The sequence below is a fragment of the Arcicella gelida genome, assembly GCF_034931025.1.
Taxonomy (GTDB): domain Bacteria; phylum Bacteroidota; class Bacteroidia; order Cytophagales; family Spirosomataceae; genus Arcicella; species Arcicella gelida.
Genome location: NZ_JAYGIL010000018.1, coordinates 54,978 through 79,491 on the forward strand (window position 1 = coordinate 54,978; position 24,514 = coordinate 79,491).

The 24,514-nt window shown below is 35.3% G+C and carries 19 protein-coding genes; 13 read left to right on the top strand and 6 right to left on the bottom strand.

The features are described from left to right. The first annotated feature begins 71 nt into the window (after window positions 1-71). The 10 genes from VB776_RS14695 (at window position 72) to VB776_RS14740 (ending at window position 10,738) form a co-directional block, all read left to right on the top strand. On the top strand, window positions 72-1,040 hold the full coding sequence (locus VB776_RS14695; protein ID WP_323697465.1) for a stage II sporulation protein M: 969 nt from the start codon (window positions 72-74) through the stop codon (window positions 1,038-1,040). Then, window positions 1,012-2,022 (top strand): hypothetical protein, encoded by a 1,011-nt coding sequence (locus VB776_RS14700; RefSeq protein ID WP_323697467.1) that lies wholly within the window; start codon window positions 1,012-1,014, stop codon window positions 2,020-2,022. The genes VB776_RS14695 and VB776_RS14700 overlap by 29 nt, the downstream gene beginning before the upstream one ends. Beyond that, on the top strand, window positions 2,009-2,713 hold the full coding sequence (locus VB776_RS14705) for a DUF4129 domain-containing protein (RefSeq protein WP_323697469.1): 705 nt from the start codon (window positions 2,009-2,011) through the stop codon (window positions 2,711-2,713). The genes VB776_RS14700 and VB776_RS14705 overlap by 14 nt, the downstream gene beginning before the upstream one ends. Window positions 2,714-2,745: 32 nt before the next feature. Further along, window positions 2,746-3,303, top strand: a complete 558-nt coding sequence (locus VB776_RS14710) for a hypothetical protein (protein WP_323697470.1) — start codon at window positions 2,746-2,748, stop codon at window positions 3,301-3,303. Window positions 3,304-3,305: 2 nt separating this feature from the next. Next, window positions 3,306-4,562, top strand: coding sequence for a DUF4350 domain-containing protein (locus VB776_RS14715; protein ID WP_323697472.1), 1,257 nt, complete (start codon window positions 3,306-3,308; stop codon window positions 4,560-4,562). Window positions 4,563-4,818: 256 nt separating this feature from the next. Beyond that, window positions 4,819-5,796, top strand: a complete 978-nt coding sequence (locus VB776_RS14720) for an AAA family ATPase (protein WP_323697474.1) — start codon at window positions 4,819-4,821, stop codon at window positions 5,794-5,796. Window positions 5,797-5,926: 130 nt separating this feature from the next. Beyond that, window positions 5,927-6,787, top strand: a complete 861-nt coding sequence (locus tag VB776_RS14725; protein ID WP_323697475.1) for an alpha-1,2-fucosyltransferase — start codon at window positions 5,927-5,929, stop codon at window positions 6,785-6,787. A 4-nt stretch (window positions 6,788-6,791) separates the two neighbouring features. Further along, window positions 6,792-8,063, top strand: a complete 1,272-nt coding sequence (locus VB776_RS14730) for a lipopolysaccharide biosynthesis protein (RefSeq protein WP_323697476.1) — start codon at window positions 6,792-6,794, stop codon at window positions 8,061-8,063. After that, window positions 8,053-9,354: an O-antigen polymerase gene (locus VB776_RS14735; RefSeq protein ID WP_323697478.1), complete on the top strand. Its 1,302-nt coding sequence runs from the start codon at window positions 8,053-8,055 to the stop codon at window positions 9,352-9,354. The genes VB776_RS14730 and VB776_RS14735 overlap by 11 nt, the downstream gene beginning before the upstream one ends. Before the next feature lie 220 nt (window positions 9,355-9,574). Next, window positions 9,575-10,738, top strand: coding sequence for an AIR synthase related protein (locus tag VB776_RS14740; protein ID WP_323697480.1), 1,164 nt, complete (start codon window positions 9,575-9,577; stop codon window positions 10,736-10,738). A gap of 186 nt (window positions 10,739-10,924) precedes the next feature. On the opposite strand, the gene VB776_RS14745 is transcribed toward VB776_RS14740, so the two are convergent. From VB776_RS14745 to VB776_RS14765, 5 genes are all read right to left on the bottom strand, one after another. Then, window positions 10,925-12,151: an MFS transporter gene (locus tag VB776_RS14745; RefSeq protein ID WP_323697482.1), complete on the bottom strand. Its 1,227-nt coding sequence runs from the start codon at window positions 12,149-12,151 to the stop codon at window positions 10,925-10,927. A gap of 37 nt (window positions 12,152-12,188) precedes the next feature. Further along, the gene (locus VB776_RS14750) at window positions 12,189-14,423 is read right to left on the bottom strand and encodes a CRTAC1 family protein (protein ID WP_323697484.1); all 2,235 of its coding nucleotides are present in this window, start codon (window positions 14,421-14,423) and stop codon (window positions 12,189-12,191) included. Between the two features lie 191 nt (window positions 14,424-14,614). After that, window positions 14,615-17,374 (bottom strand): TonB-dependent receptor, encoded by a 2,760-nt coding sequence (locus VB776_RS14755; protein WP_323697486.1) that lies wholly within the window; start codon window positions 17,372-17,374, stop codon window positions 14,615-14,617. 59 nt (window positions 17,375-17,433) lie between these two features. Further along, the gene (locus VB776_RS14760) at window positions 17,434-18,006 is read right to left on the bottom strand and encodes a carboxymuconolactone decarboxylase family protein (RefSeq protein ID WP_323697487.1); all 573 of its coding nucleotides are present in this window, start codon (window positions 18,004-18,006) and stop codon (window positions 17,434-17,436) included. 402 nt (window positions 18,007-18,408) lie between these two features. Further along, window positions 18,409-18,813, bottom strand: a complete 405-nt coding sequence (locus VB776_RS14765; RefSeq protein WP_323697489.1) for a hypothetical protein — start codon at window positions 18,811-18,813, stop codon at window positions 18,409-18,411. An 80-nt stretch (window positions 18,814-18,893) separates the two neighbouring features. On the opposite strand from VB776_RS14765, the gene VB776_RS14770 reads away from it, so the two are divergent. After that, on the top strand, window positions 18,894-19,892 hold the full coding sequence (locus VB776_RS14770) for a sulfite exporter TauE/SafE family protein (protein WP_323697490.1): 999 nt from the start codon (window positions 18,894-18,896) through the stop codon (window positions 19,890-19,892). Window positions 19,893-19,964: 72 nt separating this feature from the next. Here the strand turns inward: VB776_RS14770 and VB776_RS14775 are convergent, their stop codons facing one another. After that, complete coding sequence (locus tag VB776_RS14775) at window positions 19,965-22,277, bottom strand: ATP-dependent helicase (protein ID WP_323697492.1); 2,313 nt, start codon at window positions 22,275-22,277, stop codon at window positions 19,965-19,967. Between the two features lie 325 nt (window positions 22,278-22,602). Here VB776_RS14775 and VB776_RS14780 point away from each other — a divergent pair, with 325 nt between their 5' ends. Beyond that, window positions 22,603-22,962, top strand: a complete 360-nt coding sequence (locus tag VB776_RS14780) for a DUF6984 family protein (protein WP_323697493.1) — start codon at window positions 22,603-22,605, stop codon at window positions 22,960-22,962. Between the two features lie 201 nt (window positions 22,963-23,163). Beyond that, window positions 23,164-24,498 carry a DUF4419 domain-containing protein gene (locus VB776_RS14785; protein WP_323697495.1) on the top strand — a complete coding sequence of 445 codons (1,335 nt, stop codon included), beginning with the start codon at window positions 23,164-23,166 and terminating at the stop codon, window positions 24,496-24,498. The last annotated feature ends 16 nt before the right edge of the window (window positions 24,499-24,514 follow it).

Genomic DNA, 24,514 nt, shown 5'->3' on the forward strand with positions numbered 1-24,514 from the left:
TGTAACTTTCCGAAAGTTAGCAGAGAGAAGCATTTCAAACAAATTTTATTTATAAGCCCTAATTTACTTTCATGCGGGAAGCCCTATTTAAAAAGCATAACCTCGACAAATGGCAGGAATTTGAGGAAGACGCTCGGAATGTCAACCCTGATATACTTTCTGAAAGATTTATAGCCTTGACAGACGACCTAGCCTATGCTCGTACTTTCTATCCGGATTCTCCTACTACAAAATATTTGAATGGTTTAACATCAAGTCTTTTTAGTAAAATCTATGCGAATAAACGTGAAAAGGCGAATCGCTTTATTACTTTCTGGAAAGTAGAATTACCTTTTTTGTTTTATCAATCTCAGAAACAATTACTTTTTTCATTTATTATTTTCACAATTTCGGCTTTGATTGGTGCCGTTTCGGCGGCTTATGATGATTCATTTGCCCGTTTGATTTTAGGGAATGAATATGTAGAAATGACTTTAGAAAATGTAGAAAAAGGAGATCCATTAGCAGTTTATGGAAATCAGGATGAAATCTCCATGTTTTTTCTCATTACCATCAATAATATCAGGGTTTCGTTTATCACTTTTGTCATGGGTATTTTCTTCTCTGTTGGTACAGGATATTTCTTGATTTTCAATGGAATCATGGTGGGTGTTTTTCAATACTTCTGTTATCAACACGGTTTTTTAGAAACCTCTTTGTTAACAATTTGGCTTCATGGTACACTTGAAATCTCGTCTATTGTTATTGCTGGTTGTGCAGGTCTGGTAATGGGCAATAGTTTATTGTTTCCTAAAACTTTTACTCGACTTGCATCATTTAAAAAAGGAGCAAAACAAGGCTTAAAAATTATTATCGGCTTAGTTCCTTTGTTTATTACTGCTGGTTTTATCGAAAGTTTTCTTACTCGTAAACATCTTTCTCTGATACCAAGTATGATGATTATTTTGCCATCAGCACTGTTTATTATCTGGTATTTTGTAGTTTATCCTATACAATTAAACCGTTTTTCTAATGAAAAATTCATCAAAAATAGTCTTTGAACAAGAGCGTGATTTCAGTGACAAAATCAATGTTACTTTTAATTTTGTTACTGCCAATTTTAAACCTTTGTGTTTGTCTTTGTTATACTTAACTGGTCCGTTGGTGCTAATTGGTGGTATTTTTAGTGGTTTGGTACAAATTGCAGCTTTAGAAGTAGGAGGACTTGCACAAGGACAAAGTCCAGAAGGTACAAATCCCGCAGAGATTTTCGGAGAAATTATTGGTAAAAACACAGCTTACTTATTATCCGCAAATTACTTTTTTGCCTTGCTATTTATCTTTTTAGCAACGATTATGGTTGCGGCTACGGTTTACGCATTTTTTATCGAATACCAAGATTCGGAAGACCCAAAAAACATTACTGTACCAATGATTTGGGAACGAGTAAAAAGTTTATTTCTACCCATTCTTGCAAGTATTTTGAGTGTTACAATCGCATTATTGGTTATAGTATTAGCTTTTGTTCTTTTTATAAGTTTAATCAGTTCGGGTGCGGGTTCTGGGGTTGGAGCAAACTTGTCTATTTTCTTAACTGGCATGCTCTGTTTTATCACAATTTTGTATTTAGGAATAATTTTTATTTTAAATACACCAATTATAGCTTTTGAAGGAATTGGCACTTGGGAAGCATTTGGCAGAGCCAATTATCTGATTCAGCAAAAATGGTGGTCAACATTTGGACTGATGGTCATTTTTGCCATTATCAATTACTTTCTTTCTTTAATTTTTTCTGCTCCGTCTATCATTATTACTTTTCTGAAAATATTTAAAGTAGGGGCTGGTGGTACAGGAAACATTCCTATCATTATTGCAACCATTTTTGCGACCATCGGGCGTGTATTAATTTCCTCATTAACTTATGTGGCATTAAGTTTTCAATACTTTAATTTGGTGGAAAGAAGAGATGGAAACTCTTTAAAATCTCAAATTTCAGGTATTGGTCAGAAGAAAACATTTGAAAATGAAGATGAAGAATATTAGATTGTATTATCACATTTTTATCAATACAATATTACTTTCGGCTTTCTTTGGCTTCAATACTTTTGCAGATACTACAAAAGTAATTGTGAGAAAACCAAGCGAAAGTCAGATGAGTACTTTCAAAAAACTAAAAGATTATCAATACGGCACAGAACAAGTAAATTATGTAGATACTTGGTGGAGGCGTTTTCTCCGTGAACTTTATGATTGGTTTTCAGAAAGGTTTTCAGGCGTTGGTAACCCTGATATGTGGAAAGCTGTTGCTTACTTTTTTGTAGCAGCAGTCGTTGTTTTTATCATTTTGAAATTGATAGGCGTTGATTTTGATGGACTTTTCAAGAAGAAATCTAAGTATAATATTCCTTATCAAACCGTTCAAGAAGACATTCATCAAATAGATTTTAATGAAGCCATTGCTGAAGCTGTACTTCAAAAAAATTATCGTTTAGCCGTGCGGTTATATTATTTGAAAGCATTGAAAGAATTGAGTGATGCAGGTTTGATTCATTGGCAAATCAATAAAACCAATCAATCTTACGTTTATGAATTACAATCTTCGCAACTTAATGCTAGTTTTAATCAGGTAACACGCCAATTTGAATATACTTGGTACGGCGATTTCCCGATTGATGAAGCACATTTCTTAGAGATTCGAGATTCATTTTTAACATTCAGTAATCAAATTAATTAATACGATTCACAATCTAAATCGTACATAAAAATATGAAATATCTAGGTTCAGTTACTTTCTTCTTGATTTTAGTATTTATTGCATTTTCATCTTTCAAACCTTCTTCGCAAACCAATAAAGTTCAAGATGAAGGCGATGATTATGATACACTCGACTATTACACAATGAGTGTTTCAGGCATTAAATTAGCGAGTAATTACGGTGCAATTTTAGACAAGTTAGGTTCGCCAGATTCAGTAACAAAAGAGGAAACCCAAGATGCACAACTATCAAATCATTTTGAAATGTACTTCTACGGAAAAGATACTTTCTTTGTGATGGATGAAACCGTAAGTGGTTTCGATTTAAAAACGCCAAAGTTCAAAATCGACAATTTAGATTTAAAAGTTGGTGATGCGATGGCGAAAGTAAAAAAGCGTTTTCCAAAATCATACAAACTTCGTGACGTTGATAATTCTGTTGAAGATTGGATTACAACAGTAAGCATAAGGTTTGGAACAAGTGATTCTTTTCTGGAAATTACAGTACAAAACGATAAAATTATCAGCCTAACAACCATCACCGACGATGGTAGCGATTCAGAAGAGTAAGCATGAAAAAACACCGTTTGTATCTTCTAATCCTTTTTTCAACCGTTCTTGGATTCGTTTTGGTAGAAATCTACAAACCAAAACCCATAGATTGGACTCAGACTTATTCAAGTAAGGACAAAATTCCTTATGGGTGCGAGCTATTGTATCAACTGCTTCCAACAGTATTTAGAAATCAACGAATATCCGACAGCAAAGTACCTATTTACCACAAAAGTGCGGATTGGAAAAATCGAAAAAGTAATTATATCTATGTTTATCAGTACTTCAGAGCAGATTCTGTCAACCTCATAAAGTTGTTAGCGTATGTTGGTGCTGGTAATAATGCTTTTATCGCTGCCGAAGATTTTTATGGACTAAACGATACGCTACATTTTGAAACGACTTACCTTCAGAAATTCACAAAAGATTCTTTGAGTATTGATTTTGAAAACCCGACGCTCAAGCCGAATAAACCTTATCTTTATCACCATCAATCAATTGGAAGTTATTTTTCTCTTGATTTACCGAAGGATAGTTCGAAGAAAGTAATCGTCAAAACCAATGCTGAAATTTTGGGTAAAAACTATGATGGTAAACCCAATTTTATCAAAATAGGTTTTGGCAAAGGAGCTTTTTACTTGAGTACGGTTCCTAAAGCTTTTTCAAACTTTTATTTGGTGAAAGATAATAATGCAGATTATGCTTTTAAGGCACTTTCGTACTTGCCCGAAAATCAAGTGTTTTGGGATGAATATGTGAGCATCGTTAGCTTTGGGAAAATGGACAGAAGTATTCTGAAAGCTAAATATGCAAAAGGCGAAGACGACAATATTGATACTTCTCCCTTCAAGTTTATTGTCAGTCAGCCAGCCTTAAAATGGGCTTATTTTATTACTTTAGCATCGTTGTGTATTTACTTGATTTTTGAAGGAAAACGGAAACAAAGAATTATTCCAATTATTGAAACGCCACAAAATACTTCATTGGCTTTTGTAGAAACAATTGGTGCTTTGTATTATAATCAAAAAGACCATCAAGCTATTTCAGCGAAGAAAACTGCTTACTTATTAGCGTATATCAGGAATAAATTCCACCTGAAAACAACAGTAATCGACCAAGAATTTAGAGATGATTTAAGTAGAAAAACTAATTTAACTATCGCTGAAATCAACGAACTTTTTGACTACGTAGCAAGTATCCAAGCCAGTGAAAAAGTAACAGAAAAAGACTTAATCAAATTGAATAAGTATATTGAAGATTTTTATACAAAAACCTGATTTTGAATTATTCATTAATACTGTACGAAAGATTCAATAAATAATCAAAATGTTTCTTAAACTAATAATTTCTTGTAGTGGCAATTCCTTGCGGTTGCCTCACTTGAAACGGCAACCGCAAGGGATTGCCAATAAGTTTAGGCTGAGGAGTAATTTTACCCTTTTAAGAGTTGTTTTTCAATAAAATTGGTTGTTACAAACCTTCGTACAGTTCTAATTACACATATATAATTCACACACTCACAATTAAGAAACGATGGAATTTGAATCAAGAATAGACCTAAGCGATTTACAGGAAGCAGTAGCGAATATCCGTGCAGAAATTGGTAAAATCATCATTGGTCAGCAAAATACAATTGATTTATTACTTACTGCCATTTTTGCAGATGGTCATGTTTTGTTAGAAGGTGTACCCGGAGTTGCCAAAACACTTACGGCAAAATTATTGGCAAAAACCATTTCTACTGATTTTAGTCGCATTCAATTTACGCCTGATATGATGCCTTCGGATGTGTTGGGAACAGCCATTTTTAATCCTAAAACAGCAGAATTTGATTTCAAAAAAGGACCAATTTTTTCAAATATTGTATTGATTGATGAAATAAATCGTTCTCCAGCTAAAACGCAAGCAGCACTGTTTGAAGTAATGGAAGAACGACAAATCACCAATTCTGGAACTACTTATCCGATGTCGTTTCCTTTCTTGGTAATGGCAACCCAAAACCCAATTGAACAAGAAGGAACGTATCGTTTGCCAGAAGCCCAGCTCGACCGATTTCTTTTTAAAATCATCATCAAGTATCCATCTTATCAAGAAGAAGTACAAATTCTCCAAGGAAATCACGGACGTTCTAGTGCAGAATCTAACAATCCTGTGGATTTAGTTAACAGAATTTTAACGCCTTTACAACTTAGTACTTTAAGAGAAAAAGTACGGCAGTCGATTGTTGATATTAAGATTTTGGAATACATCGCCAAAATTATTCATGAAACTCGTAATTCTAAATTCATCTATTTAGGTGCTTCACCAAGAGCTTCAGTGGCATTGTTGAATGCTTCAAAAGCTTTGGCGGCTATTCGTGGAAGAGATTTTGTAACGCCAGAAGATGTACAAGAACTTACGCCATCGGTACTTCGTCACAGAATAATTCTGACTCCAGAAAAAGAAATGGAAGGCTCAACGCCAGAAGATGTGATTGCTCAGATTTTACAAAAAATAGAAGTGCCGAGATGATTGTGAATTGTCATTGATTTTCTACCTATTGAATAAATCATTAAAATCGGACTCTTCAAATTTTGTAATTTATCAGTTTCTAAATCTTAGATGAGGACTAACATTCAGAACACCAAACTCATACCTAAAAATGATTTATGTTTATCCAAAATTTCGTTCCAGAATAGACATTGGCATCAGAATCGGAGGGATGGGCTTGGCGAACTGTCTGCTGGTTTATGCCAGAGCTTTGTGTTTGGCAAAAAAACTAAATGCCCAAATGATTGCTCCAACTTGGGAACAATTCAATGTTGGGCCGTATTTACGACAAGAATCTGATAAAAGACATTACTTCAACATTTTCAAAAAAGCAGGAATTTCAGGCTGGAAGAAGTACTTTTTACTAAATAGTTTACATAAAATTTCAGAAAATGAATTGTCGGGAATCAAACAATTAAATTCCCCCAATCTCCTGATTGAAGTAAAAGGTGTTCAGCCATATTTCAAAGATTTGATTGCTGAACGAGGTTTTATTGTAGAAAATGTGCTAAAACTGATCCATCCATTTCGGTTGAAAGAAGTAAATAATTTTTCATTTTCAAGAAAAATAGGCATTCATGTTCGCTTGGGGGATTATCATCCTTCAGCACAAAAAAGCTTGGCTTGGTATCTGGAAATTATTCATCAAATTGATTTACACACGAATTTCAGTTATGAGTTTTTACTTTTTTCAGATGGAAAAGCTGAAGAATTGACTCTGTTGCTTGAATACTCTTCAAGAATTCAACGTATTTATTTTGGTTCTTCCATAGCAGATCTGGTGGCTTTATCGAAGTGTGAATTTATTATTGGCTCAAATTCTACTTTCTCTGCTTGGGCAAGTTTTATGGGTAATAAAATATTGCTGATTCCAGAGCCTAAAGGCTATTTGAATGATTTTTCAGGTTTGGAATATTATGTTTTGAATGAAGTTCCGATTCTATCGAAAGAGATTTTAGGAAGGATTATTTAAAGTCATGCAAAAAACACTACACATATTCACAAGAAAGATAAATGCTGATTCGGCTTGGCTTTTGGTATATACTTTTACACAAGTGTGCCTGAATGCGGTGATTATCAAGTATCTCACCAGTACTTTTTCTACCCAAGAGTACGGAATTGTTAGTCTTTTTAATGCTTCTCTACAATTTTTTTCGATGATATTTTTTGCTTCGTTTACCCAAACTGCCAATACTTTCGCTTTTCGTCTTCAAAGTTTCAATCGTATTTTTCAATACTTCAATCCTCAATTTTTCAAAATTTATGGCTTGATTGTGGTGGCTGTTTTTGTCTTTATTTTAGGGTCAATTTATCATCAACAATATCAGTACTTACTCCTAAGTCTTTGGTTGATTCCAATTACCATATTGGAATCTCAGCACGAATTTTATAAAACTCGCTTGCATTTACTCCAACAACGCAAACAAATCGCTATTGCTGTTACACTTTACTTTGGTATTCGACTCGCCTTGTTGATTTTCTTTGTGCATTTTTCAAAAAGCCTACACGCTGTTTGGGCAGCTTGGGCGATAAGTACTGTGCTAAGCCTTTTTTACCTCAAACACATTTTTAGCAAAACTGTAATACTCGAAAATAATGTGCAAGAAAATCCTACTTGGACTGAAATTAATAGTTTTTCTCGTTGGCTGATGCTCGTAAATACTTTTGCTTGGGTACAAGTTTGGCTCGACCGCTGGTTACTGAGTGGCTTTTTGAGTAATGCCGAAACGGGTTTGTATAGTGGTTATTCTCAGCTTGCCATTCATCCATTTAGCATTGTTTCGGGTTTATTGATGGCGAAATTTAGTCCGTTTTTATACAAAAATATTGCAGACAAATCTCAAAAAACTGAATTTGTAAAAAATCTAAAATCCTTATTTTCAAGCTATTTACTTATCTGTTCAGTTGAAATTTTCTTTATTTTTTTAATGCAAGATTTTCTACTGGAATTACTCTTGGGCAAAGCTTTTTTGGAACAAAAAGAGCTTTTTATCTGGCTTTGCTTTGCTTGGATGATTTTTCAATTAGGACATTTACTTAGTTTTTTATTGAATGTTTTGGGACAAGCAAAAGCTTTATTCGTACCAAATCTCATTACGGCATTGGTTTCAGTTGTTGCTAATATTTTACTGATTCCCCAATTCGGGATTTCTGGAATCGTCATTGCTTTTATTTTGACGGGAATTACCAAAAACCTAACCCTTTTATCATCGCTGTACTTTTTTAGAAAAACTTTTTATGTGGGATAATCTGCTGATTTCTTTGGTCATCGACCTATCGGTTTTCTTGCTTTGTACTTCGCTTTTGTGGCGTTATGGAAAACTGTCGGCTTATCATCCTGCTACGATTTATTTAGTTTTTCATTTTCTGATTTTCACTGTTCGTTTGTTTGCAATTAATAGTGGAGCGGCACTTTTCTTGAGTAACAGTACTTATTTTCTGGGTACGCAAAACCACGAAATCAGTCGGGCAGCTTATTGGGCGGATTTGGGTTTTCTGGCTATGACGCTTGCTTGGCTCGTGGAAGCACAGAAAAATGAAGATGATTTCGTTCAGACTGAACAACGTATTTTGATTGATGGGAAAGTACTGAATATGATACTCTTTATCACGATTCCTTTGGGCATTTGGGGGATTTTTTCTCAGCAATATATTCCGATACTTGGTAAATCCGAACACGATTTTGGCGATTGGGAACGCTCTTCGTATTTATCGAATACTCAAAATTTTGTAGTACTAAGCATGATGGCTTTGATTTTTAAGCACGGTTTCAAGAAAACTTACTTGGCAATTGTCGTGATTTTTCTACTGATTTTGGCTTTGCAAGGCTATCATCGTTATCGAGTAATTGTTCCGCTGATTTTTTTAGGCTCGCTTTATTTATACAGAAATCAGCAAAAGTGGATGCCCAAACGCTATTGGTTGATTGGGATTTTTTGTTTTGTACTTTTTTTGCCTTTGAAGTACATCGGAAAATTGGTGCAAGAAGGAGCGACGCTCGAAGATTTTTCTGATTTTTTCACAGAATACCAAGAAGTAAGTGGCGATGGAAGTAATGCAGATTTGGCTTTTTTGGATATGTATGCGGTGTCAATGACTTTGGTAGATGAAGCTGGTTCATATTATTATGGCAAAACTTTTTTCCCCATCTTGGTTTCGCCGATTCCTCGAAATCTCTGGACTGAAAAACCTTCGCTGATGCAGTGGACACTGGATATTTCTGTGCCAGAACGTGACATTAGTAAACTGGGAGCGGTTTGTTCGATTTATGGCGAAGCTTATGCCAATTTTGGTTCTTTCGGAATTGTGCTGATTCCCTTTCTTTTCGCTCGGTTTACAGCTCGTTGTTATTTCAAAGTACTTCGAAGTCCGCCCGATTCGGCTTTTGTTTTTTTGTACTTTTTGTTGATTTCAGTTTTGGTACAGGTTTATCGAGATGGCTTGGTGTCGGTTTTTACTTTTATCGTGATTTATAATATTCCCTGTTTTTTGATTTGGCTTTTTAGTGTTTTGAAAGGAAAAGTATTTCAATCTATTTAAAATATTACAGTTTGGCTAATCACAGATTTAGGCTCTCAATTTAAATTTTCTCTGTAATTCGTTCTTACCATTAAAAACAAGCCTGAATTCAGACGGTTTTATCTCTTTTAAAGAAATTTATTGAGAAGCATTCTTTAGTAAAGCTTTAAATGAAGTTTTTTGTTTAGATAAGCGTAACTTTGTATCATTGATTAACCAAACGAAAACAGAAAACCGCATAATGACCGATCGTTACATGCAAAGAGGTGTTTCTGCCTCTAAAGAAGACGTACACAAAGCCATCGAAAAACTTGATAAAGGGCTTTTCCCACAAGCATTTTGTAAAATTTCTCCAGATATGTTAGGTGGCGATGACGCCTATTGCAATATTATGCACGCCGACGGTGCAGGTACAAAATCATCATTGGCTTATCTTTATTGGAAAGAAACAGGCGATGTTTCTGTTTGGCGTGGCATTGCTCAAGATGCCGTGGTGATGAATACCGACGATTTAATTTGTGTAGGAGCAACCGATAATATGCTGCTATCAAGCACGATTGGTCGTAACAAAAACCTGATTCCGGGTGAAGTAATTGCTGAAATCATCAATGGTACAGAAGAAGTACTAGAGATGCTTAGAGACAATGGAATAGGGATTTGGAGTACTGGTGGCGAAACAGCAGACGTAGGTGATTTAGTGAGGACAATTATCGTAGATTCTACCCTAATTGCTAGAATGAAACGTGATGATGTAATTTCTAATCATAACATTCAAGCAGGCGATGTGATTGTGGGTTTGGCTTCGGACGGACAAGCGAATTACGAAAAAACATATAACGGCGGAATGGGTTCAAATGGCTTAACGTCTGCCCGTCATGATGTACTTGGTCATTATTTAGCAGATTTATACACTGAAAGCTTTGACCCTGCTGTACCCAAAGAGTTAGTTTATAGTGGCTCAAAACGCTTGACGGACGAAGTAATTGGAGCACCATTAAACGTAGGTCAATTAATCCTTTCGCCAACTCGTACTTATGCACCCGTTGTAAAAGCAATATTAAACGAATTAAGACCTGTAATTCATGGAATGGTACATTGTTCTGGTGGTGCACAAACGAAGGTCTTACATTTTGTAAATAACGTGCATATTGTCAAAGATAATCTTTTTGCTTTGCCTCCATTGTTTAAAATGATTCAGGAAGAAAGCAATACAGATTTCAAAGAAATGTATAAAGTATTCAATATGGGGCATCGACTAGAAGTATATATCAACCCGCAATATGCCCAGACTTTGATTGATATTTCAAAATCATTTGGAATAGATGCACAAATTATAGGTAGAGTAGAAGGCTTTGAAGGTAAACAAGTAACAATTCAGTCTGAATTTGGAGAGTTTGTTTATTAATTGAAAGCAAACCAATTATGCGTATTAAACTGTGGTACTGTCGTCAAAGTCAAGTTTTTAGATAGTACATTTTTTATATTTTAACCCGTTGTGCATTTATATTGTTGTTTGCACAACGGGTTTTATGTATTAACTAAACGCTTGATTTTTAAAGAACAAGCAAAAATCACTCATCCGCTAAATCTCTCAATTATCTGTTTTCTCTGTAAAATAAACCACCGCCAAAGCAATTAAAAAAGTAATGGAAAACGACAGCAAAGCATTGCCAATTCCACCAAAGACTGTTACTAAACTTCCTACAAAAAAGACAGCAGTAGCGGTAAAAAATCTTCCGATATTAAAACAGAAACCTGTGGCTGTGGCTCTAATGGTCGTTGAGAAAAGTGCTGGAATGTAACTTGATAACGAACCTTGACTGATGCCAAAAAAAAGAGAAAGTAAGGCGGTTTCAAGATAAATGATAGGCGTGAAACTTGAATTAGTAGTAAACAATAACAAACAAGCTAAAAAGCAACCCGAAAAAGTAAGTATCAGCGTAATTCTTGAGCCTAATTTTTTGATTAGAAATCCCGAAAACATTCCGCCAACAATACCACCGATGCCTAAAAGCATCATCGTTAGTCCACGCTCTTTTTGTCCGTCTAATAAAGTATTGGTCAATAAACCTTGTACCCATGTTGGAAGCCAAGAAAAAATCGCCCAAAGACCAATTAAAACTGAACCAAAAACCAATGACCCAATGAATAATTTTTTGCCATTTTCGGCAGAAAAAATACTTTCTTTTTCCTGTTTTTTACTGAGACCTTCACTTTGCCAAGTAGAAGATTCGGGCAAGAAAAGCATAATTACAAATCCCAACAAAATGGGAATAATACCAAGCCAAAAGGATTGACGCCAATTGCCAAAAAGTACGTTTAAACCACCCGTTAATACAATACCAATCGGGAAAGAAACGGCTAAAATCCCTAAAGCCACAGGACGAGTACTGGCGTTCCAAATTTCAGAAATATAAACGGTAGTGATGAGTAAAACACCACCCACACCAAAACCTGTGAAAAAGCGATAAATCAAAAGGCTTTCCCAATTGGCAACAAAAACGGTCATTAAAGTAAATACGCCATAGATTCCTGCTGAAAAAGCTAAGGTTTTAACTCGACCAATTTTGTCGCTGACAATGCCCAAGGTTAATCCGCCAAACATCCAACCAAAAATAAAAGAGGCATTTAAGTACGCACCGATTTGTCCTAATTTATCAACCGATGGCGTTTTTCCTAATAGTTCAGGAATAGCAACAGGTAAATTAACCGACATTAAAGTTGCCACTGTGCCACCCAAAAGATAGCAAAGCATACAAACCGCAAAAGCAATGTTAGTACGTGATTGTACTTGTGTATCAGGAATAGCAATTTCCATGGAAATAGTAATTAAAATTTATTAGCATTTTAGAAAATCAAAGACTCATTGTTTTTGAGTCACAAATGGGAATGTCTGTGTATTGATTCGTGAAAGGTGTTTTCTTGAGATTTACTTTTGTGATGACATTACTTCCTTCTTTTACTTTGATAAACTGATTGGGCTTTAGGTTTCTGAGTACTTGTTTTTTACCAGTTTTCGCCCAAGTGATTTCTATTTCATCTATCAAATTACTTTGCCCGATTCCGATTTCTCTTCTTAAAGCAGACGCTCCAAAACTTCCACCAGAATTTACGTCCCGATAAAGTACTCTTTTTACACCTTTTTCTCGGAACGTTATTTTTAGGCGAGTACCTATCGCCGAGCGATTGGTTTCAGTACCTTCTAATTGAATATTAATCCAACGGTTATCATTTTGTCCTGGATTCAAGTACAGCGAATTGTTGTAAGAATCGCCGATGTACGCTCCGCCAACTTCGATAAAAATATCATTGTCACCGTCATTGTCAAGGTCGGTAATGGCTACTCCGTGTCCTTTTTGTAAATTTCCAACTCTGCCCGAAACAGTAACGTCGGCAAATTTTCCATTGCCCATATTTCTAAAAAGGCGATTCGGTACAAGCGATTTATAGTCGGGATTGCCCGTTCCTAAATACATATCCAAATAACCATCGTTATCAATATCGCCAAAGTTTGCACCCATCGCAAAAACAGATTTGTTCAAGCCTGCTTCTTCGGACACATTTTTAAAAGTACCGTCATGATTATTATGATATAAGTACATTTTACTGGCTTTATTCGGAATACCTAAAGCTTCTGTTCCTGCTGAAAAAGCAATAGATTTGTCAAATTCATAACCACAAACAAAAATGTCTTGCCAGCCGTCGTTGTCATAGTCCCAGAACCAAGTCGGGAATGTACTTACTCGAACATCACCCAATCCAGCTCTTTCGGTAACATCTTCAAATTGAGGAATATTATTTTTCAATCCTGTATTTCTCAATAAAGTTCTTTTGCCTTGAAGACCCGAAATAACAATATCTTGAAGTCCGTCATTATCATAATCGGCAGCATTAACACCTTTTACGAAATCAATGATTTGGCAATTAGCACTTGAAGCCACTTCTATAAAAGTTCCATCTTTCTTACTTAAGAATAATTCACAAGGGTTATATTCATCAAATCCACTATTTTCATTTCCAATAAATAAATCTAACCATCCATCATTATTAAAATCTCTCCAAACACCCGCTTGCGTAGGATGTTCTGAAAAAAGCCCGCTTTCTACCGTAACATCCGTAAAAGTATTGTCGCCATTATTTCTGAGTAAAGAATTAGCCTGTTTCCCAAATTTGCCCATCCAAGCACCTCTTAGTACCAAAATATCTAGAAAACCATCGTTGTTATAATCTGCCTGAATCATATTCAATCCACCTTTGAAACGACCTAAATCCGAAATCACCGAACAATCCGTAAAACTACCTTTGGTATCATTTCTGAAATAGTGCATCGCACCTTTTAGTCCCCAATCTGAAGTAATAATATCCAAATAGCCATCATTATTAAAGTCGTCCATAATTACGCCGCCTGCCATATTGCGTTTATTGAGGCCCAAATTCGGAGCAATGTCTGTAAAGGGTTTGATGGCGTATTCAGAATTATCTTTATCCAAATTCGGAATGAGCCATTGCGGAGGTACTTTTGACGGATATTCACCGAGCGTCATGTAAGCAATGTTCAACAGCCATCTTGATTCATAATCTTTATTATCTTCTTTCAGTAATTGTTGATAAATCTCAATTGCCTTGCTTGAACCTGTTTTATTCTGATGAACACCAGCGTCTTTGATAGGCATAATACAAGATTCTGAAGAATGATTACTGATACAATTTTGGCGTTCGCCCATGCGTAAATAGGCAATGGCATAACCTTTTAGTACATCTGTAAAATGTCTATGTTCAGCCTTGGCAACTTGCAAGATTTTCTCAAATGCCAAAGTAGCTTCTTGTTCTTGCCCAAGCTTCAAAAATCCATTGGCTTTAAAGAAACTTGCCCGCATCCTCATGTTAGCATCAGGATGTTTGGTCGATAGTGAGTCAAAGAAAACAAACTCTGCCTCAGGACAAAAAGTGTTTTCTTTGACATAAAATTTATCATAAGTATCAGCTAAATACTTTACCATTTTGTCGTTGGAATTGGAACTCAATCCGCAAGCTTGGCAGAAATACAAAGCCAAGCACATACAAGTGTAAGTACAATATTTTAAGTTCATAGTTTTAGAGATTTAGATATGATTGATATATATATTGAAAAAAGGTGAAAAGTATCTCTTGAACCAAACTGCTGTTTTTCAGTATTTTAATTCAAAAAAAATACACTTATTAACTTCCTATTAGGAGGCGAATTAATTCGCCTCCTAATAGGAAATGTCATTTAGAAAAAGCTATTCAAAACGCTTGAAATCTATCTAAATAATTCATCAAACGTTAGTGAAACATAATACAAACCACCCACCGCTGGCGAGCCATAAGCTTGTACGATGTACTGGTTAGCAAGGTTATTTGCTCCTAATTTCACCGTAGTTTTTAGGCTTGGCACACGGTAATTTACTTGTGCATCTATTAAACTATATGCAGGAATATTGCCCGGACGGTTTTCATTAAACGTTCCATACCAATCGAATGATTCTTGCCAATGCCACGCTACGCTAAAGCCTAAACGTTCTGTGATTTTTGAATTACTAAGAGTTAAATTGGTTTTCCAACGAGGAGTATTGAACGCTGGAATATTGTTTGGATTGGCATCCAAAATATTAAAATCAGACCAAGTACTGTTGAATCCTACTCTGAAATTTTCTGGTAAAAAGTAGGTCAAACCCAAAGAAACGCCTTGCGAGCTTACTTTGTCTGCCACATTGGTATAAAGTTGGAAAGCCTGAGTTTTGCCTCCTAAAATATCTTGTGCCGCCGCAGAATTTATCGTTCCATCTGAATTTAAAACATTACTTGTCGGACGAATTACGACTTGGTTAATCAAGAAATTGGTATAAGTACTTCTGTAATAATTCACATCGACCAATAATTTTTGAGCTAACAAACCTTTATAACCAATTTCAAAACTTTGGGTTTGTTCTGGTTTGATATAAGGCACATTTGATTTTACGAGTTTACTTTTATTGTTTTCAACAGCCGTCGGGAAAGCAACGCCTTTTTGTAAATCGCTCGAAAAACCGCTGGCAAAAGCTCCCACAGAAGCCGCCGTGAACGAATTTTCATAAGCATTCAAGCCTGCACTGTTTGCTGGAGCTCCGCCCAAAATAATGATTGGACCAACATTCAATTTGATAAATTGGTCTGGAACAGTAGGGTTTCTAAAACCAGTTTGGTACGATACTCTGAAATTATGATTTTCGGAAGGAGAAAAAACTGCCGAAGCTCTCGGCGTAAAACTTCCGTTAAAGTTTTCGTTTTTATCATAACGACCCGAAAGCGTTAGTTTTAGTTTTTCATCCAAAATGGCTTTAGAAGCTTGGGCAAATACGCCAAATTCTTTCACACTTACTTTATTGACCTTATCGTCGAACAAAGTACCGTTGGTTTCCATGTCATATACTCGGTAGCTTCCGCCGACTAATAGATTGATTACTTTCAGGCTTGAACTTAAATCGTACTGAGCATCTAAGTGATACAATTTACTGTTACTCAATACGCCTGCTCCGCCCAATCCTGCGGTGGCGATGTATTTACTTTTTTGTTGTTCAAAATCACTCGAACCTGCGGTAAAGCGTCCTTGGTCGGCAAATGCTCTGGCTGCTGAATGGTCTTGTCCTGAAACACTTCCTACTTTTCCTGTGTAAGCTGCGGAATAACGTTCAAACCAAGTAGCATCTGCTTTGTCGGGTGTTACTACGTTTCCGTTTAAATCTCTCACCCAAGTACGGTTGATTAATTGCCCTAACGAACGAGTATTGTAAGAATGATTCGATTGTTCTGCGGTAGAGTATCCTCTGATAAAAAAGTTTGAGCCTCTTAACTCCAAACGATTTTGAATCAATTTAAAATCATTCAAAGCAAAACGGCTACTTCCTGTATAATTTGCCGTTCCTTGACTATAATTTACTTGATAAATGGCTTCCAGACTTTCAGAAATTTTATAATGCAAAGCCGCATTCAATTTCGTAGAGTAAACACCATAATTGGCTAAATCTTTTTCCTCATAACCTGTACGAGAAACTCGCCCAATGCCTTGAATGGTTTGAGCTACTTCATCTCCATAAATATTCAAGGCATTTCTTCCAGGATTATTCGCTCCACGTTGTGCAACAGGGGTATTTGGGTCGATGTCGGTATAATTATTAGCATACCAATCAGTTCCTTTTAAATAAGAAACATTTAACTTGAAGGCAAAGCGATTATTAAAGGCTTTGGCATAACGAAGCGAAAAATCAGTAAAAGGTTTTGCACCAGAAGCATTGTCAGAAACATGATTGATACCGACTTTTGTTTGGATTGATAATCCTTGATAATTGAAAGGATTTTTGGTTGTTGTCATCAATAAACCATTAAACGCCACTGGACCATAAAGTGCCGAAGCTGCCCCCGGAATTAATTCTACGCCTTCAACGTCTAAATCTGAAGAACCAAAAAGGTTTCCAACAGCAAAACCTAAGCCGGGCGATTGGTTATCTACGCCATCTATCAATTGTAAAAAACGGCTATTGCCTGTAGAGTTGAATCCACGAGTATTGATTTGCTTGTAAGTCAAACCACTCGTAACCATATCCAATGATTTTACGTTGACTAAAGCATCATAAAAGCTTACAGAAGGACTTTGTTGAATAGATTTCGCATCAATTTTTTCAATACTCACAGGTGATTTTAAAATGTTTTCTTCAATTCTTGAAGCAGAAATTACTACTTGTTGCAATAATTCATCTCCAGATTTTAATGAAATTGTAAGTGCCGAATTATCTATTACTTCAACCGTTTGGCGTTCAAAACCAATCATGGTGAAGATTAAGGTAAATGGAGGTTTTGCGGAGGTTTTTAAACTAAAGAAACCTTCAGCATTCGTAACTGTACCAATATTTTTTCCTTTAATTCTAACACTTGCACCTGCCAAAGGCTTTTTGGTTTCGGCATCTGTGATACTTCCAGTGAAGTTTTGTGCAAAAACTGCTAGTGAGTGAAATAATATAATGCTTAGTGTAAAGATTTTTTTCATACATAATTAAGGTTGAATAATTGGATAAGTTTTATGGGAATTCAGGTTTTTAAAATGAGTTAAGCTTGTACCTCTTTTTTCAATTGTTCATAAATCGCTGGTACTCTATTGTAGCCATTTGTCGTGATGCGTTGACCTAATTTTTCATAAAAAGCAGGTTCGGCTGGCGTTACACTTGCCAAGCCATCCACATATTTATTATAAAGGCAAAACAAAGCGGCAATCAAAACGGTATCATGAATTTCACGGTCGCTTGCACCAGCTACTTTAGCTCGCTCAATATCTTGAGAAGTAACATTTTTACCACTTTGCTGAACATGACTTGCAATTGCTAATAAAGCTTTCATTTTTTCTGATACTGGTGCAGATTCAAAATCCTTTTTCACCATTTCACAAGTTTCTGTTTCACCCAAAAGAATATTCGCAGCCGCTGTATGTGCAGTTGTACAAAACTTACATTGGTTTTGCGACGAAACCAAAGTGGCAATCAATTCACGTTCGCCTTCTGTCAGGGTAGATTCTCCACGAAGTAAAATCTGTGTGAGTTCACGAATGGGTTGAGCAGTATCTTGACGATATTCAAGTAAACCAGTAATGCCTGGCAAATGACTTTCCAATGCAATATGAGGCATGATTATTAGGGGATTTTTTTTCAATGATGGACAGAAAAACTCTTTCGAATCATATAATTGCATCTATCTCAGAATTAATTGTATGAAATTATTATTCCAAATTTATGGAATAATAATAAATAAATCCAAATATTTGGAATAATAAATTAATCACGAAAATGAAAAACTGTTGAAAATGTAGGAATATGAAGCGAAAAATTAATTAGCAGAAGTAAATGAGGTGAAATTTAGGCTTTATTGGAAGAATTGACGATTTTTGTTTTTCCAAAAAAGAGGAAAATAACGGAATTTCAAGAAGAGCGAAATCTGGAAAAGAGTTATAGACAAATGTTGAGATAAGCAGAAATAAAAAAGCCAGAATAATGTAAATCATTCTGGCAAAATATGATGCTTTATTTTTCGCTAAAGTGTTTGTGGGTCGTTCAGAGAAGGACTATTCAAATTATCAATCGTTTGTCTTCTTAAACCTTGAACAAACTTTTCGGTATCTTCAAAAGACTCTTCCTGACCAGAAAGTTTCTTGACTAAATTCAACAAATAAGTTTGCGTTTGTAACATCACAGAAAGCGTAATTTGGTTATCCGCAATTTGTCTTTGATTACGAATAATACTTACCTGATTGTTGACAATGATTTCTTGGTTTTTGATAATCGTTGATTGATTTTGAATCACCAAATCATGATTATCAGCATTACGCTTTTGGTTTTCAATCATAATATCATGGTTGCCCACGATGCGTTCTTGCATATCTTTTAAGAAATTATGCTCGGCTATCAATTTTTGAAGTATTTCCTCTATATTTTGCATAATGATACTCTTGAATGAGAATTTTTATAATTGAAAATTGCGTTTACCTTTGTTTCCCGTAAAATTAAAGATTTTTATTGATGCAAACCGACAAACTGAAAAAAATCAAATTGCCTTGGCTTTACTTGTCATTCTTGATAGTGGTATTGAGTGTTTGGACATATTACATGGTATCCACCGATAGTTTCTATATTTTTGCAAAACATGGATACGCAGTACTTACAATGATTTTCGGTTCGTTCATTGCGGGTTCTAGTCCTGAAGGAAGTGCAGCTATTGCTTATCCTGTTTTTACTTTACTCCTTAAAATCCCGCCAGCTATTGCCAGAAATTTTGCTTTCGCCATTCAAAGTATTGGTATGACTTCAGCAAGTTTACTGATTTTAAATTTAAAAATAAAAGTTGAGTGGAATTATATTAAATATGTAACGTTCGGAGGCATTTTCGGATTGATTTTCGGTACATATTACATTGTTCCGCTTATTTCTCCGCCTTTGGCAAAACTCTTTTTTGTATCACTTTGGTTAAGTTTTGGTTTGGTTTTATGGTACGAAAACACCAAACCAAAGCGTGAAGTATTCGATAAAATTCAATCGTTTCAACGTTCGGACATGGCTAGATTACTATTTTTTGGGTTAATCGGTGGAATGATTTCTTCTATTTTTGGAACAGGCATTAATATTTTCTCTTTCTGTTTAATGACGATTTATTATCGTATTGACGAAAAAGTAGCCGTGCCTTCATCAGTAATTATCATGACACTTGAAACGATTTTAGGCTTCTTTCTTCATGCAGGTTTGATTAATGATTTTCAACCAGAAGCTTTTGAAATGTGGTTAGCCTGTATTCCATTTGTCGCTATTTTTGCACCTTTGGGTTCTTTTGTTATCAATAAAGTACCTAGAAAAGCAGTTGCTACTTTTCTATACATCATTCTAATCGTTCAATTTATTGGAGCAATGTGGGTTATTAAACCTAATTTGATGCAGTTAATAATGTGTTTAATAACACTCGTAGCAGGACTAAGTACTTTTGTCTATTTGGCTAATGTGAAGAATAGTAGAATGGTGGAGGAGTAGAAATTTGTCTTTTTATAAAAGTCACTAGAGCTGGACTTAAGTCCAGCCCTAGTGAAAAACACTCACTCAAATCTACAAAATCCTCAATTTAGCAAAACTCAATAAAAGTGTTTTCTCGCCAATTGTTCCTTCAAATTGAATGACTGCTTTACGATCTGTTCCGTTTACATCTATCTTTTTTACTTTTCCGAAACCAAATTTTAAATGCTCTACTCGGTCGCCTTCTACTAATGTTTTGGTATCACTTGGCACAAAATCTTGTGAAGGTATATAAGTATTCCCAACTACAGGACGTGGAGCGGGTTTAGCAATTAAACTTGCCGTAGAAGTTGGTTTGTTCGAAGTACCAAAATCAGGTGCTTTTTGCTCTCGATTGCTCATTCTTACAAAGCCTTGCGGAGCAGGTCTTTCTTCAGGACGACGGATATTTTTAGCAAATTGCAAATATTGTGGGTCTATTTCATCTAAAAAACGACTTGGTTCACAAGGTTTCAAGCGTCCGTACTGATAACGAGATTCTGCGTAAGACATCATCAGTTTCTTCTCGGCACGAGTAATGGCTACATAAAATAAACGACGTTCTTCTTCTAAATCCGCTCTACTTTGCAACATCATTTGGCTTGGGAAAAGGTCTTCTTCCATCCCAACGACATAGACATGGTTAAACTCCAAACCTTTTGCTCCGTGAATCGTCATCAAAGTTACTCTGTCGTTATCGCCATCTGGATCGTCACTATCGGCTGTGGTCAATAACGAAACCGTTTGCAAGAAACTTGAAAGCGATTTATCTTCCTCCTCTACTTCGTTGTCATCCACAAATTCTTTGATGGAATTTAATAATTCCTGCACGTTTTCGTAGCGAGAAAGTCCTTCAACAGTTTTGTCTTCATGCAATTCTCTCAGTAAACCCGATGCTTTGGCAATATGTGAAGCGACTTCATAAGCATCTTTTTTATCGGCTTCAACCATGATTTTGAAAGACTTTATCAAATCGGCAAAGCCTTCGATGGTATCAGCAAATCGTCCTGCTTGGAATTGCTTAATATTTGAAACTACTTCCCAAACAGAAATTTGATTTTCTGAAGCCGTTACTGCAATCTTCGCAATGGTTGTATCGCCAATACCTCTTTTCGGTAAATTGATAATTCGCTTAAAAGCTTCTTCATCTTTTTGGTTCACTACAAAACGGAAGTATGCCAATAAATCTTTTACTTCACGACGTTGGTAGAAAGACAAACCGCCAATGATTCTGTACTTGATATTCAGTTTACGAAGTGATTCTTCAAAAGACCTTGATTGGGCATTGGTTCTATATAAAATAGCAAAATCAGTATTTCTTAAGCCGAGAGCCATTTTAGATTCAAAAAGATGCGTCGCAATCAATCTCCCTTCTTCGTTATCAGAATTCGCTTTGATAAGTTCAATCAATGAACCTACTTCGTTTTCTGTAAATACTTTTTTCTTTAACTGATTTTTGTTTTTGGCTATGATAGAATTAGCCGCTTCTACAATATTTTTAGTAGAACGATAATTTTGCTCAAGCTTGATGGTTGTCATATTTGGATAATCTTTCTCCAAATTCAAAATATTATCAATACTTGCTCCACGGAAAGCATAAATCGACTGTGCATCATCGCCTACCACACAAAGGTTTTTCGATAATTCCGATAATTTCTTGACAATCAAGTACTGCGAAATATTGGTATCTTGAAACTCATCGACCATAATGTATTTGAATTTGCGTTGATACTTATCCAAAACCGCAGGATGGTCACGAAAGAGAATATTGGTATTGTACAACAAATCATCAAAGTCCATCGCATTGGCTTGGAAGCAACGCAAAGCATACAGTTTATACAATTTGCCCATTTCTGGTAACTTCGCTGCTGTATCATCTGCTGCAATCACAGGATTATTCAAGTACTCGTCTGGACCAATCAAACGGTTTTTAGCTCCTGAAATACGGTTATAAATTACATTGGCTTTATATACTTTATCGTCCAATCCACGCTCTTTTACAATCGCTCTGATTAAAGATTTTGAATCGTCGGTATCATAAATTGAGAAGTCGGAAGTATAGCCCAAATGCTTGCCATCAAAACGAAGGATTTTTGCAAAAACCGAGTGAAAAGTACCCATCCAAAGGTTTTTACCGTCATTTCCAACCGCAGTTTCAATACGCTGACGCATTTCGCCAGCGGCTTTATTGGTAAAAGTGAGGAGTAAAATCTGAAATGGGTCAACGCCTTTTTCGATTAAATAAGCAGTGCGATAAGTAAGAACACGAGTTTTACCAGAACCAGCACCCGCAATAATCATCAAAGGGCCGTCTATATGTTGTACCGCTTCACGTTGCGGTTCGTTTAATCCTTTTAAATAATCCATAAAATTTTAACTCAATTAAAATTGACCTCAAAATTACGAAAAAATAAGGGAGGGCTAGGTATGAACTCAGCTTTGTTTTGGAAATGATTATTGAAAGGATTATCATCAAAGAAAATAAGCCGTAATTTTGAAGCGTTTTTTACTATTAGCAGGCGAATTAATTCGCCTGCTAATAGTAAAAATGATTTTAAAAGCTAATGCAGACAAATGGTGAGGGAATTTAAAACGTCATTAATATTTTATCAAATTAACAATAGTTTAAACACCTTCATATTAAACCTCAAAAATCACTAATTCACTCAATCACTCATTCACAATTAAAGACATGAATCAAACCAGAAAAATAAGAGATAACGAAAAGGCATTAATTATTCATCTTCTAGCAAAACTAAATTTTACGACAGAAAATTATCCCATCGACGAAGAAGTATTTGAATACGAAGGCGGAAAAATGGGAAGTATCAGCATTGGCAATAAAAATCCAGATGAATACGATGGCGATTTAATTCAGGTGGAATATACTGATTCCGACGGAACACCAGTATTGATTACCCTGACCAAAAACAAAAGTAACCAACTATTAGATTTAGACTTCTGGAAAGTTGATTTCTCTGCTTTGATTACTTATCCTAAGCCAGAAGAAGTGGAAGTTAGAGAGCTTCCTGATGATAGTGTTGAGCTTTAGACAAGGAAAATTACTGAAAGATAAATCTATTTTAGGATTATCTTTCAGTTGAATATTTTACTCATTGAATAACAAGTAATTAATCAATATATTTGTACATTAGTGGCTCTTTATAAAGAGTAATATTACAACCTAGAGAAAATTAAATTACTGGTACCAAAATATAAATTATATTCTATCAAACTCTATCATATTTAACACATGAAAACAATCATCACCTCCATGTTGGCTTTAACGAGCTTTGCTTCTTTCTGCCAAAACCAAAGTACTTTTGAAATTGAAACACTCTCGAAACCTGAGAAACTTCTTTATCAAACACCTTCCAATAATGTTTTTAACTTCTTAAATGCAAATATTGAGAAGAATTCTCAACTCCCAGACAGTCTGGTTACTTTCGGAGAACATCCTTTTTTAACTGGAATTATAACGGCTTACAAAGAGCATCGCCCTTTCACAATTTCGCCAGATATTATGTGGTTGCTAATAAGCCAAGGTTTTGCTAGGCATATTTCGAATAATTCAGAAACTTTCAGAAAAAAACTTGTTGGTTTTAAAGACAAAAAGACTTTGAATATTGTATCAAAGGATATTCAAATTGGTAATCCTAACAGCAATTGGGAAGCACTTTTTCCACAATTCACCAGTCAAATTAATGATTATACTGGCAAGAAATTAACAGGAGTACTTACTTCAGATTTTAGTACAACTACGCCAACAAGCAGAATTGTAAGTGAAATTACGGTGATGGAAACCTTAAAAGAATACTTCAATTATAAAGTAGTGCTGATTGGCTGTGGATTACCCAAAATTACCATTGAAGGAACCGTTGAAGATTGGCAAAAGGTACTCGAGAAAACAAAATATATTTCACAATACAATTTAACGTGGTGGACTTCAGCGATTGAACCTGTTTTAACGGAAATTATTGAAACTAAAAAAGGCAATTTCAAGAAAGATTTCTGGATGAATATGGTAAAAGTACATACCGAGAAAAAGTACGGTTCGCCAACATCTATTGACGGATGGATTGTAAAGTTTTTTCCCTATACCAAAGAAGGTAAAAAGACAGATTTAAAGCCAATTTTCAAAATCGACGATCTGGCTTCTGAATTGGTAAAAGTACCATTTGTGTTAGAAGATGTTCAAAACAAAAAGACTTATAAAATGGAGTTTTGGGCGGGTTTTGTAGGCTTGTCGCAAAACAAAAATGATTATACTTTAAAGCCAGAAATCGCTTGGGCAATCAATAATAAAAATACTTTCGACCCGAAAAAATCTAAATTTAGGTATCAAAAGCAAATCGACGATTTATCAATCAGTAATATCGAAACCATCCCAAATGATATTTACTCTTTGCAGAAAATAGATAATTTACATTTGTCGTTCATCAAAACAGTTCGTATTCCTGATGAATTGGCCAAAATTTCAATCGATAATCTTGAATTAACAGGGCAAATGTCGGTGGAAGAAGAGCAAAAAATCAGAAAATTATTGCCAAATACTAAGTTGAAGATTAATGGGGAAGTAAGAGAATAAAAGGTTTCAAATTAAA